This window comes from Diaphorobacter sp. MNS-0 (assembly GCF_019602835.1).
Taxonomy (GTDB): domain Bacteria; phylum Pseudomonadota; class Gammaproteobacteria; order Burkholderiales; family Burkholderiaceae_C; genus Diaphorobacter; species Diaphorobacter nitroreducens.
In genome coordinates, this window is the sequence record NZ_CP080761.1 from 2,447,061 (window position 1) to 2,459,002 (window position 11,942).

Genomic DNA, 11,942 nt, shown 5'->3' on the forward strand with positions numbered 1-11,942 from the left:
TATCAAACAGGCCTCTAGCGCTTGATGGACGGGCGCTAACAGCTACAAAAACAGAAGCTACCACCCGGCAGGCATGCCGGGTGGTTTTTTTATGCGCCGTTCAAAGAGCGCTGCGCGGTCCACTGCTCCCACCCCTGTGCGCGCAGTTCGCAGGCGGGGCAGCCGCCGCAGCCGTGGCCCCAGGCGTGCAGGTCGCCGCGCTGGCCCAGGTAGCAGGTGTGTGACTCACACCGGATCAGTTCGACCAGGGCGTCGCCGCCCAGCCGCTGCGCCAGGGCCCAGGTGTCGGCCTTGCTGCGCCACATCAGCGGAGTTTCCAGCGTCAGCGGGCGGTCCACGCCCAGACTCAGCGCCACCTGCAGCGCCTTCAGCGTGCTGTCGCGGCAGTCGGGGTAGCCGGAATAGTCGGTCTCGGACATGCCGCCCACCAGCACATCCAGCCCGCGCCGATAGGCCAGCGCCGCCGCCAGGGTGAAGAACAGCAGGTTGCGCCCGGGCACGAAGGTGTTGGGCAAACCGTCCGCCTGCATGGCGATGGCCACGTCTTCGGTCATGGCGCTGCCGCCCAGCTGCGCGAGCACGTCCACCGTCAGCATGTGGTCCGGCCCCAACTGTCCCGGCCACGGCAGGGCGCGCACACCGTCGATCAGCCGCTGCCGGCAGTCCAGCTCGACGCGGTGGCGCTGTCCGTAGTCAAAGCCCAGGGTTTCCACATGCCCATAGCGCGCCAGCGCCCAGGCCAGGCAGGTCGCGGAGTCCTGCCCGCCCGACAGCAGCACCAGCGCGCGCCGCTGCGGCAAGCGGCTCATGGCGCGGTCGCGAGCGGGGCCGCGCCCTCGCGCATGCTGCGCACGATGGCGGCCAGCGCCACTCCGTAGGCCGGCACGAAGAACAGCAGGCTCACGGCCAGCTTGATGACATAGTCCACCACGGCGATTTCGCCCCAGTGGGCGGCCATGAACGCGTCAGGGCTGCGCCAGAAGGCGATGGAGAAGAACGCCGCCGTATCCAGCGCCTGGCCGAACACCGACGCCGCCGCGGGCGCCAGCCACCACGAGCGGCTGCTCTGGCGGATACGGTCGAACACCTGGATGTCCAGCAGTTGCCCCAGCACGTAGGCGGCAAAGCTGGCAAAGGCGATGCGGAACACGAAGGTGTTGAAGTCACCCAGCGCCGCCCAGCCGTTGAAGCGGCCTTCATGGAACAGCACGCCCACCACATACGACGCCACCAGCGCCGGCAGCATGGCGCGGGTGATGACGCGGCGCGCCTCGGCCTTGCCGATGAGCCGCACCGTCAGGTCGGTGGCCAGAAAGATGAACGGGAAGCTGAACGCCCCCCAGGTGCTGTGAAAGCCCAGCAAATTGATGGGCAGTTGCACCAGGTAGTTGCTGGCGATGACGATGGCGATATGGAACGCCACCAGGAGGGAGAGGTACAACGGCACGCGCGATGGTGCCTTCAGCGAGGTCATGGCAGTCCTTTTTGGATGGGACCTCTGCAATACCTGTAGGGATCAGCACGCTGCGAATCGGGATGGGACGCGAAGCGCAAACCACAGCGGTGGCAGGGCCACCCCAAGGATTTGCATCGACGCAGGCCGTCAAGCCCACAGATGCGTGCGGCACTACAGGTGTTGCGGAGGTTCCTGGATGGGGGCGAGGGAACCCATGGTGGCAACAGAGCCGGGGCGCGATTGTAGGCACATTTGCGCATCTCACCCGCGCACAGGGTTGCGCCGCGTATTTTTTTCAAGGCACCCGTCACACAATGCATGCGCCGCACGTCTTAGGGGCATGAACGCGACAACCTCACTCGCCATGGACCAGCACCTCGCCGCCTTTCAGCAGCACCGCCCACGCCTGGCGGGCGTGGCCTACCGCATGCTGGGTAGCCGCCCCGATGCCGAGGACGTGCTGCAGGACGCCTGGCTGCGTTGGCAGGCGACGGCCCTGGAGCGCGTGCAGACGGCCGAGGCCTGGCGGATCACCACCGTCACCCGGCTGTGCGTGGACCGGCTGCGCGCCGCGCGCATAGAACGCACGGCCTATGACGGCCCCTGGCTGCCGGAACCGTGGATCCCCGGCGACAGCGCCCCGGCCGCCGATGCACGCGCCGAACTGGCCAGCGACCTGTCCGTGGCGCTGCTCGTGGTGCTGGAGCGCCTCACGCCCGACGAGCGCGCCGCCTTCCTGCTGCACGACGTGTTCGACAGCGACTACCCCGAGGTGGCGAGCATGCTGGGCAAGAGCGAGGCCGCCTGCCGCCAGCTGGTGCACCGCGCACGCACCCAGGTGCGCCAGCGCAGGGCGCGCTTCACGGCCACACCCGAGGCGTCGCGTGCGCTGGTGGAGCGCTTCGTGCAGGCCATGCGCACGCAGGACCATGCGGCGCTGCTGGCGCTGTTCGCCGAGGATGCGCAGTGGACCGCCGACGGCGGCGGCAAGGTGCGCGCCGCCGCCAAGCTGCTGCACGGGCCGCGTGCGATCGCACGCCTGGCCGCGTCGGTGTGGCGCCTCTACCTGAGCCACCAGACCATGGAAGCGGTGGACGTCAACGGCGGCCCCGGGCTGCTGCTGCGCGACGCGGGCGGCGTGCGCGCCGTCATGGCCTTCGAGACCGACGGCGTACACATCCACGCGGTGTATTCCGTCCTCAACCCCGACAAGCTGCGCGGCCTGTAGGCCTGCGCGCTTCGCCCGGCACCGTCTGCGCGGCGGCGCCGCGTTCACCCCTTTTCTCTCACCCCCCTGCAAGGGGCCTTCCATGTCCTCAGCCCCCCGCATCAACCTCCCTCGCCACGCCGCAAGCTATGCCGCCATGTACGGCCTGCAAAAACACGTCGATGCGGGGCAACTACCCGTGCAGTTGCACGAGCTGGTAAAGATGCGCGCCTCGCAAATCAATGGCTGCGCGTTCTGCATCGACATGCACGCCCGCGAGGCGCGCGAGCATGGCGAAAGCGACCGGCGGCTGCACCTGCTCAGCGCCTGCCGCGAGAGCGGCGTGTTCGATGCGCGCGAATGTGCCGCACTGGCCTGGACCGAGGCCCTCACGCGCCTGGAGCAGTCGCAGGTGTCCGACGCCGTGTACGACGAGGTGCGCGCGCAGTTCAGCGAAGCGGAGATCGTGGAGCTGTCGATGGCCATCGTCGCGATCAACGGGTGGAACCGGCTCAGCGTCGCCTTTCGCACCCCGCCCGGGATCCACACGCCAGCCTGAGCATGCGAGCGGAAACCCTGACAACGCGCCAGGGCAAGCATGGGGGCGCCGCCGCCTAAGGACCCGAAAATCTTGACGCATGTCATGCTTCCGCCACAGACCCGCGAACTGTCATCAGCAGCCTGGCAACAGCGGCGCACAATGACCGCGAGCCTCGGCCCGGCCGGGGCCTAACAAAGAGAAAGGAAGCTGCCATGCCATCGTCCCCGGCCTCATCCCCCCCGCTCCTGCACCCGCTGCTGGGGGCTTCACGTTCACGCAGCGCATAGGTCTATGGGCCGCCATCGCGGTGCTGCTGGCCATCGCGTTCATGCCCGCCCTGCCGGGCCTGCCGCAGGCCGGGCAGATGATGCTGGCCATCCTCGCTTTCGCGGTGATCCTGTGGATGACGGAAGCTCTCGACTATGCGGTGAGCGCCGTCGTTATCGGCGCGCTGATGATCGTCCTGCTGGCCATCAGCCCCGTGCCAGGCAAGGAGGCGGCAGGCGCCATGATGGGCACGCGCGCCGCGCTGCCCTATGCCCTGGGGGGCTTCAGCAACAGCGCCGTGGTGCTGGTGGCGGCCGCCTGCTTCATCGCCGCGGCCATGACGGCGACGCAGCTGGACAAACGCATCGCACTGCAGGTGCTGTCGTACGTACCCGCGCGCGCCAACCACGTGGCGATGGGCGCGATCCTGGTGGGCTTTCTGCTGTCGTTCATCGTTCCCAGCGCCACGGCACGTGTGGCCTGCCTCATGCCGATCATGCTGGGCTTTCTGTCTGCCTTCGGCGCGGACCGGCGCAGTAAGTTCGCAGCCCTGGTGGTGATCACCGCCGCGCAAACCGCCAGCGTATGGAACATCGGCATCAAGACGGCCGCCGCACAGAACATGGTGGCCATCGGCTTCATTGAAAAGCAGTTCGGCCAGACCATCACCTGGGGCGAGTGGTTCGTGGCTGGCGCGCCGTATTCCCTCGTGCTGACCTTTGCGCTGTACTTCATCATGACGCGCATGCTCAAGCCCGAGATGGACCACATCGCCGGTGGGCGCGAGGCCATCCAGCGCCAGTTGACAGAACTGGGCGCCATGACCGCCAACCAGTGGAAGCTGCTGGGCATCATGCTGGTGCTGCTGGGCTTCTGGGCTACCGAGGGCGTGCTGCACGACGTGGACACCACCACCTCCACCATCGTAGCCATCGCACTGATGCTGCTGCCGCGCCTGGGCGTGATGGGCTGGAAGGAGTCGCAAAGGGGCTTTCCCTGGGGCACGGTGCTGCTGTTCGCCGTGGGCATCGCCATGGGTGCGGCCCTGCTCAAGACCGAGGCCGCGCCCTGGCTGGCGCGCCTGATCGTGGACAGCCTCGGCCTGGCCAACGCCACGGCATTTGCCATCTTCATGCTGCTGGCCCTGTTCCTGATCGTGATCCACCTGGGTTTTGCCAGCGCCACAGGCCTGGCCTCCACCATGATCCCGATCATCATCAGCGTGCTGCAGGCGGTGCAGACGCCGGGCATCAACCCCATCGGCATGACCATGCTGCTGCAGTTCGTGGTCAGCATCGGCTTCATCCTGCCGGTGAACTCGCCCCAGGGCATGCTGGCCTACGGCACCGACACCTTCGACATCAAGGACTATGTGCGCACGGGCCTGGTGCTCACCGCCGTGGCCATCGCGCTGCTGGTGGTGTTTGCGCTGACCTACTGGCCCTGGATGGGCTACATGACCCTGCCGGCGCGCTGAGGCCCCTTCGCCGGCCTGTGGCCCATGCGATTACAGGCATTTTTGGCCTGCAGCCCTTTACTGATAAGCGGTAGCAGCTATCAAAAGGTTAGCAGCTACCGGCTGCTAGACCACCACCGGCTCCGGCTCCAGCCGGATGCCGAAGCGCTCGTACACGCTGGTCTGGATGGCGCGCGCCAGCGTCATCACCTCGCCGCCGGTCACGCTGTCGTCGGGCGTGCCGCGGTTGACCAGCACCAGCGCCTGCTTGTCGTACACGCCGGCCTTGCCCACCGTCTTGCCCTTCCAACCGCAGGCGTCGATGAGCCAGCCCGCCGCCAGCTTGATGGTGCCGTCGGGCATGGGGTAGTGCACGATCTTCGGGTCGCGCGCGATGATGTCCTGGCACTGCTCGGGCGTGACCGTGGGGTTCTTGAAGAAGCTGCCGGCGTTGCCGATCACGGCCGGGTCGGGCAGCTTGGCACGGCGGATCTCGCACACCCAGTCAAAGATCTGCTGCGCCGTGGGCCGCTCCACGCCCGCCTCCTGGCGCTTGCGCTCCAGGTCCAGGTAGCCCAGCTCAGGCGCCCAGTCCTTGCGCAGCAGAAAGCGCACATGCGTAATGACCGCGCGCCCGGCCAGCCCCATGCCACGGTGCAGCCCCCCGCCCTCGTGGGGCGCCTGGGGCGCGGCATGCTTGAACACCGAGTCGCGGTAGCCGAAGGCGCACTGGGCTGCGTCCAGCGTGAAGGGGCGGCCCGTGGCCAGGTCGATGGCCACCAGGGAATGAAAGCGGTCCTGCAGTTCCACGCCGTAGGCGCCGATGTTCTGCACGGGCGCTGCGCCCACGGTGCCGGGAATCAGCGCCAGGTTCTCCAGGCCGGGGTAGCCCTGGGCCAGCGTCCAGGCCACGGCCTCGTGCCAGACCTCGCCCGCGCCGGCCTCAACGATCCAGGCCTTGTCGGTCTCTTCCAGCAGGCGCAGGCCCTTGATCTCCATCTTCAGCACGAGGGGCTTGACGTCGCCGGTCAGCACGATGTTGCTGCCGCCCCCCAGCACGAACACCGGCTGGCGCTCCAAGCGGTGGTCGCCCAGCAGGTCATGCACGTCCTTGGCCGAGCGCACGCGCACCAGGGTGTGCGCACGCGCGGCGATGCCGAAGGTGTTGTAAGTCTGCAGGGGAACATTTTTCTCGACTAACATCGACCGGATTGTCGCACCCGCCCCCAAGCGGGCGCGGGTTTGTACCGAGTTAGCCGCGAGTGATGCCATGCCTTCTTTTGATACCGTCTGTGAAGCCAACTTCGTCGAAGTGAAAAACGCCGTGGAGAACACCGCCAAGGAGATCGGCACGCGCTTTGACTTCAAGGGCACCTCTGCCGCCGTCGAGCTGAAAGACAAGGAAATCACGCTGTACGGCGACGCCGACTTCCAGCTGCAGCAGGTCGAGGACATCCTGCGCAACAAGCTCACCAAGCGCAACGTGGACGTGCGCTTCCTGGACGTGCAAAAGCCCCAGAAGATCGGCGGCGACAAGCTCAAGCAGGTGGTGAAGGTCAAGAACGGCATTGACAGCGAGCAGGCCAAGAAGATCCAGCGCCTGATCAAGGACAGCAAGCTCAAACTGCAGGCGGCCATCCAGGAAGACAAGGTGCGCGTCACCGGCGCCAAGCGCGACGACCTGCAGGCCGCCATGGCGCTGATCCGCAAGGACATCGCCGACCTGCCGCTCACGTTCGACAACTTCCGCGACTGATGACTGCCCGCCGCCCATGCACCGCCTGACCCTGCGCCTGGCCGTCGCCCTGCTGGCGGTCACCGGCCTGCCCGCCGCCTACGCGCAAAGCGTGGCGCTGGCCGGCATCCTGGGCGGCAAGGCCCTGCTGGTGGTGGACGGCAGCGCGCCGCGCAGCGTGGCACCGGGCGGCTCCCACATGGGCGTGCGCGTGGTCTCGGTGGGCCGCGACGGCGTGGTGCTGGAGGTCGCGGGCGCGCAGCGCGCGATTCAGCTGGGCGAGTCGCCCGTGAGCATTGGCGGCAGCGCGGCCGGCCAGCGTATCGTGCTCAAGGCCGACGCGCGTGGGCATTTCATCAACAGCGGCTTCATCAACGGCCGCGTGATGCAGTACATGGTGGACACAGGCGCCACCACCGTGGCCATCGGCCGGCCCGACGCGCAGCGCATGGGCCTGAAGTTCGAACAGGGCCAGCCCGTGATGATGAACACCGCCAACGGCACGGCGCAGGGCTGGCGCATGCGGCTGGAGTCCGTGCGGGTGGGCGATGTGGAACTGCGCAGCGTGGACGCCATCGTCACCGCGGAGGCCATGCCCTATGTGCTGCTGGGCAACAGCTTCCTGCGCGAATTCCACATGAACCGCAGCGGCGACGAGATGGTGCTGCAACGCCGCCGCTGACGCGCGTCACCCTCAGGCCCCCATGTCCGCACAGCCCCAACCCAGTGGCACCGATCCGTCGGGCAGCGACTACGAAGACCTGCTGGGCCAGTGGTCCGACCTGGAGTCCGCCCTGTCGGCGCTGCTCGCGCGGCCACGGCAGGCGCGCGACTTCGTGGCCAAGGTGCGCCAGTGCGACCGCTGGCTTCAGGACCTGGTGGCGCACGACATCGACGCCGCGCTGTACCTCATGTTCCAGCTCGCCGCCACCTCCACCGTGGGCTACAGCGCATCGCATGCGCTGGTGTGCGGCACGCTGTGCCACATCCTGGCGCAGGAGTTGCAGTTGCCGCCGCAGGAGCGCGACAGCCTGGTGCGCGCGGCGTTCACCATGAACATCGGCATGACGGCGCTGCAGGATGCGCTGGCCGTGCAGCGCGAACCGCTCACGGCCGAGCAGCAGCAGGTCGTGGCCAGCCACCCTCGGCTTGGACTGGACATGCTGGAAGATCTGCAGGTCACCAACGACCTGTGGCTGGAGATCGTGGCGACGCACCATGCGCCCTCGTCCGACGCGGCCGTGCCCCTGGCGAGCCTGCCCGTTCGGGAGCGGCTCACGCGCATCCTGAGCACCATCGACCGCTACGCGGCCCTGATCAGCCCGCGCAAGTCCCGCGCCGGCCGCAGCGCCACCGACTCGGTACGCGCCATCGTGGGTCAAGACAGCGACGCGCGCGACGAAGCCAGCCTCATGCTGGTGCGCACCGTGGGCCTGTGCCCGCCGGGCACGTTCGTGCGCCTGGACAATGGCGAGACGGCCGTCGTGCTGCGCCGCAGCGAGCGGGCGAACTTCCCGCTGGTGGCCAGCGTGCTGGATGCCAAGGGCGAGCCGCTGGCCTCGCCCGCGCTCTACCACACGGTGCGCGGACAGCCGCGCATCCAGTCGGCGCTGGCGCGGTCGGCGGTGACGGTGGAACTGCACAACCGCACCATGGTGCGCCTGGGGCTTTATGCGGCCCAGCGCACACAGACCCTGTCCCGCTGAAAAACCGGGCCTGCCGCATCAGGAAACACACGGCACTGCGCGCCGCCTGCCGGGTGCGGACAGGCGCGTATCCGGCTTTTAGGCTTTCTTCTTGGAGCCCAGGCGCGATTCCTTGCCCTGCAGCAGGCGTTGGATGTTTTCCTTGTGGCGCCAGGCCAGCAGGCCCGACATCACGGCGATGGCCATGCCCACGCGCGCATCGGTGTACCAGGCCACGCCACCGCCCAGCACGTAGAAGAACGGCGCGAACACCGCGGCCACCAGCGAGGCCAGCGACGAGTAGCGGAAGAAGAACGCAATGATCACCCAGGTGAGCAGCGTGGCCAGCCCCAGCCAGCCGCTGATGCCCAGGAGCACTCCCAGCGCCGTGGCCACGCCCTTGCCGCCTTCAAAGCGGAAGAACACCGGCCACAGGTGGCCGAGGAACGCCGCCAGGCCGACCAGCGCCATGGTGCCCTCCTCCAGACCGTAGGGCGCGCCGAACCAGCGCACCAGCACCACGGGCAGCCAGCCCTTGAGCGCATCGAACAGCAGCGTGACGGCCGCCGCCGCCTTGGAGCCCGAGCGCAGCACGTTGGTGGCGCCGGGGTTCTTGCTGCCGTAGGTGCGCGGGTCGGACAGCCCCATCACGCGGCTGACGATGACGGCAAACGACAGGGAGCCCAGCAGGTAGGCGGCCACGGCAGCGGCAAGGGGCAGAAGGACAGTGCTCACGACAAGGGGCGCTCAGGGAAGGTGAATGACAAAAGCAAAACCGCCCTATTCTGCCAGCGCGCACTGCACCGGCCGCGCACCCAGCAGTTGCACGCAGACCTGCGGGTCCAACTGCACCAGAAAGCCGCGGCGCCCGCCGTTGATGGCGATGCGCGGCAGCTGCAGGATGCTCTCCTCGATGAACACCGGCATCTGCTTGCGCGTGCCGAACGGCGAAGTGCCGCCCACCAGGTAGCCGCTGTGGCGGTTGGCCACCTCGGGCTTGCAGGGCTCCACGCTCTTGGCGCCGATCTGGCGCGCAAGGTTCTTGGTGGACACCTTGCAGTCGCCGTGCATGAGCACGATCAACGGCTTGGCGTCCTGGTCCTGCATCACCAGCGTCTTGACCACCACGTGTTCGTCCAATCCCAGTTGGCGCGCCGACTCCTCGGTGCCGCCATGCTCCACGTAGTCGTACGGGTGCTCCGTGAAGGCGACCTTGTGCGCGCGCAGCAGTTGCGTGGCAGGGGTTTCGCTCACGTGGGCGGTCTTGTCCTTCTTGGCCATAAACTCAAAAACAATAGCTGCCCGCGCTTACCAGTCAAGCGTTACAGGCCGATTCGATCTAAAACTCATTGCGCCGGATCGCGCATCTCCCAGCGCACCGCATCGATGGCAGCCAGCAGTTCGGGCGACAGGCGCGTGTCCCACGCATCCAGGTCTTCGTCCAGTTGCGCAAGGGATGTCACGCCGATGATGGTGCTGCTCACGCGCCATTGGTGGTAGCAGAAGGCCAGCGCCATCTGCGTGGGCGACAGGCCGTGGTCACGCGCGAGCTGGTTGTAGCGGCGCGCCGCAGCCAGCGCCTCGGGACGGCCCCAGCGCTGCTTGCGCACCGACTCATAGCGCGCGATGCGCGCCTGTTGCGGCGCACCCGCGTCGGTGGGCGCGTACTGGTCGAACTTGCCAGTGAGCAGGCCGAACGCCAGCGGCGAATACGCAAGCAGCGACACGCCCAGGCGGTGGCACGTCTCGTCCATGGCGTTTTCCCAGCTGCGGTTGAGCAGGCAGTACGGGTTCTGGACCGACGCCACGCGCGGCAGCCCGTGCTGCTCCGCCAGGCGCACGAACTCGTGCACGCCGTAGGGCGTCTCATTGGACAGGCCGACATAGCGCACCTTGCCCGCACGCACCAGGCCGGCCAGTGCCTCCAACTGGTCGTGGATGGGCGTGGTGCTGACTTCCTTGGAAGGGTCGTAGTACAGCGTGCCGAACGCGGGCACGTGCCGCTCGGGCCAGTGGATCTGGTACAGGTCGATCACGTCGGTCTGCAGCCGGCGCAGGCTGCCCTCACACGAGGCGACGATGTCCGCCGCCGTCATGCCCTGGCCCTTGCGGATCCACGGCATGCCGCGCGACGGGCCCGCCACCTTGGTGGCCAGCACCACCTTGCCGCGCGTGCCCGGGCGGCTGGCGAACCAGCGGCCGATGATGGATTCGGTGGCGCCACAGGTGGCCTCGCGCGCGGGCACGGCATACATCTCGGCCGTGTCGAAGAAGTTCACGCCGCGCTCCAGCGCGCGGTCGAGGATGGCGTGCGCCGCCGGCTCCGCCACTTGTTCGCCAAAGGTCATGGTGCCCAGGCAGATCGGCGTGACGTGCAGGTCGCTGTGGCCAAGGGGAAGGGTATGCATGCAGGCTCCGAAACACAGTTGCGCCCGAGTTTACGGATTCGCGTCACATCGCGCAGGCCGCACCCACTCCGCCGCGTTGTCGCCGCCACGACGCGCCGCGGACGGTTCACCGCGAAATAATCCACCCATGTACCAAGCCCAACGCCCTTGCCGCACCGAGACCGTTCCCGTTCGCACGCTGCACTACCACGTGCGGGTCTGGGGCGAGCGCCCCGCCGATGCGCCGCCCCTCGTGCTGCTGCATGGCTGGATGGACGTGGGCGCGTCCTACCAGTTCGTGGTGGACGCGTTCAGCGCCGCCTTTGCCGCGGGCCGCCAGATCATCGCGCCGGACTGGCGCGGCTTCGGCCACACGCGCACGCCCGCACCGAGCGACAGCTACCACTTCGTGGACTACCTGGCCGACCTGGACCAGCTGCTGGACCACTATGCCGGCGAGCAGCCGGTGGACCTGGTGGGCCACAGCATGGGCGGCAACGTGGCCATGCTGTATGCCGGCGCGCGGCCATCGCGCATCCGCCGCCTGGTGAACCTGGAGGGCTTCGGCCTGCCCGCCACCCAGCCGGCGCAGGCCCCCCAGCGGCTGGCGCAGTGGATGGACGAGATCCGCCAGTTCGAGCGCGGCGACCTGGCCCTGAAGCACTACGACAGCGCCGACGGCGTGGCCCTGCGGCTGATGAAGACCAACCCGCGCCTGCCCTCGGACAAGGCCGCATGGCTCGCCCGCCATTGGGCGGCGCAAGATGCCGAGGGCCGCTGGCACATCCAAGGCGATGCGGCGCACAAGATCGTGAACCCGCAGCTGTACCGGGTGGACGAGGTGCTGGCGCTGTACCAGGCCATCACTGCGCCGGTGCTCTCGGTGCATGCCAGCGACGACAGCCTGGGCCAGTGGTGGAAGGGCCGCTACACGCTGCAGGAATACCACCAGCGCCTGACCCAGGTACGCGACGTGCGGCACGCTGTGGTCGAGGACGCAGGCCACATGCTGCACCACGACCAGCCGCAGGCCGTGGCGGCGCTGATCGAGGCGTTCGTGGCCGGGCCGGCGCCCGCAGCCTGAGTCGACGCCTTGCGCACGCGGCGCTCGCGCTGCCCACGCTCGCCTGAGCGTCATGCAACGGGCGTGGCCGCTGCCCACGCGGCGGCCCCACTGCAGATATCCCCGCCGCGCAGCGCGGTGTCGT

General features: G+C 68.2%; 13 protein-coding genes. 7 read left to right on the forward strand and 6 right to left on the reverse strand.

Annotation, left to right across the window (positions count from 1 at the left end; translation table 11 throughout):
* Positions 1 to 89 precede the first annotated feature (89 nt).
* On the reverse strand, positions 90 to 809 hold the full coding sequence (queC, locus tag K2L43_RS11650; protein WP_088886460.1) for a 7-cyano-7-deazaguanine synthase QueC: 720 nt from the start codon (positions 807 to 809) through the stop codon (positions 90 to 92).
* Positions 806 to 1,474: a 7-cyano-7-deazaguanine/7-aminomethyl-7-deazaguanine transporter gene (locus K2L43_RS11655; RefSeq protein WP_015913664.1), complete on the reverse strand. Its 669-nt coding sequence runs from the start codon at positions 1,472 to 1,474 to the stop codon at positions 806 to 808. Before K2L43_RS11655 ends, queC begins: the two co-directional genes overlap by 4 nt.
* A 346-nt stretch (positions 1,475 to 1,820) precedes the next feature.
* On the opposite strand from K2L43_RS11655, the gene sigJ reads away from it, so the two are divergent.
* The 3 genes from sigJ (at position 1,821) to K2L43_RS11670 (ending at position 4,948) form a co-directional block, all read left to right on the forward strand.
* Complete coding sequence (gene sigJ / locus K2L43_RS11660; RefSeq protein ID WP_041836039.1) at positions 1,821 to 2,684, forward strand: RNA polymerase sigma factor SigJ; 864 nt, start codon at positions 1,821 to 1,823, stop codon at positions 2,682 to 2,684.
* Between the two features lie 82 nt (positions 2,685 to 2,766).
* Positions 2,767 to 3,222 carry a carboxymuconolactone decarboxylase family protein gene (locus tag K2L43_RS11665; RefSeq protein WP_011805903.1) on the forward strand — a complete coding sequence of 152 codons (456 nt, stop codon included), beginning with the start codon at positions 2,767 to 2,769 and terminating at the stop codon, positions 3,220 to 3,222.
* A 199-nt stretch (positions 3,223 to 3,421) separates the two neighbouring features.
* Complete coding sequence (locus K2L43_RS11670) at positions 3,422 to 4,948, forward strand: DASS family sodium-coupled anion symporter (protein WP_370633113.1); 1,527 nt, start codon at positions 3,422 to 3,424, stop codon at positions 4,946 to 4,948.
* A gap of 105 nt (positions 4,949 to 5,053) precedes the next feature.
* On the opposite strand, the gene murB is transcribed toward K2L43_RS11670, so the two are convergent.
* Positions 5,054 to 6,130: a UDP-N-acetylmuramate dehydrogenase gene (gene murB, locus K2L43_RS11675; protein ID WP_015913668.1), complete on the reverse strand. Its 1,077-nt coding sequence runs from the start codon at positions 6,128 to 6,130 to the stop codon at positions 5,054 to 5,056.
* A gap of 67 nt (positions 6,131 to 6,197) precedes the next feature.
* Between murB and K2L43_RS11680 the strand changes: the two genes are divergently transcribed.
* The 3 genes from K2L43_RS11680 to K2L43_RS11690 are packed head-to-tail and all read left to right on the forward strand — an operon-like array spanning position 6,198 to position 8,368.
* Positions 6,198 to 6,683 (forward strand): YajQ family cyclic di-GMP-binding protein, encoded by a 486-nt coding sequence (locus K2L43_RS11680; RefSeq protein ID WP_047350459.1) that lies wholly within the window; start codon positions 6,198 to 6,200, stop codon positions 6,681 to 6,683.
* A gap of 16 nt (positions 6,684 to 6,699) precedes the next feature.
* Positions 6,700 to 7,344 carry a TIGR02281 family clan AA aspartic protease gene (locus K2L43_RS11685; RefSeq protein ID WP_123675611.1) on the forward strand — a complete coding sequence of 215 codons (645 nt, stop codon included), beginning with the start codon at positions 6,700 to 6,702 and terminating at the stop codon, positions 7,342 to 7,344.
* A gap of 22 nt (positions 7,345 to 7,366) precedes the next feature.
* Positions 7,367 to 8,368, forward strand: a complete 1,002-nt coding sequence (locus tag K2L43_RS11690; RefSeq protein ID WP_011805908.1) for an HD-GYP domain-containing protein — start codon at positions 7,367 to 7,369, stop codon at positions 8,366 to 8,368.
* Between the two features lie 78 nt (positions 8,369 to 8,446).
* On the opposite strand, the gene plsY is transcribed toward K2L43_RS11690, so the two are convergent.
* The 3 genes from plsY to K2L43_RS11705 form a co-directional block, all read right to left on the reverse strand.
* Positions 8,447 to 9,082 carry a glycerol-3-phosphate 1-O-acyltransferase PlsY gene (plsY, locus tag K2L43_RS11695; protein WP_047350457.1) on the reverse strand — a complete coding sequence of 212 codons (636 nt, stop codon included), beginning with the start codon at positions 9,080 to 9,082 and terminating at the stop codon, positions 8,447 to 8,449.
* A gap of 45 nt (positions 9,083 to 9,127) precedes the next feature.
* Positions 9,128 to 9,628, reverse strand: a complete 501-nt coding sequence (gene ybaK / locus K2L43_RS11700; protein ID WP_047350456.1) for a Cys-tRNA(Pro) deacylase — start codon at positions 9,626 to 9,628, stop codon at positions 9,128 to 9,130.
* 65 nt (positions 9,629 to 9,693) lie between these two features.
* Positions 9,694 to 10,755, reverse strand: coding sequence for an aldo/keto reductase (locus tag K2L43_RS11705; RefSeq protein ID WP_220637605.1), 1,062 nt, complete (start codon positions 10,753 to 10,755; stop codon positions 9,694 to 9,696).
* Positions 10,756 to 10,882: 127 nt separating this feature from the next.
* Between K2L43_RS11705 and K2L43_RS11710 the strand changes: the two genes are divergently transcribed.
* Entirely contained in the window at positions 10,883 to 11,818 is a 936-nt protein-coding gene (locus K2L43_RS11710; RefSeq protein ID WP_220637606.1) for an alpha/beta fold hydrolase, read from the forward strand.
* Positions 11,819 to 11,942: the final 124 nt, after the last annotated feature.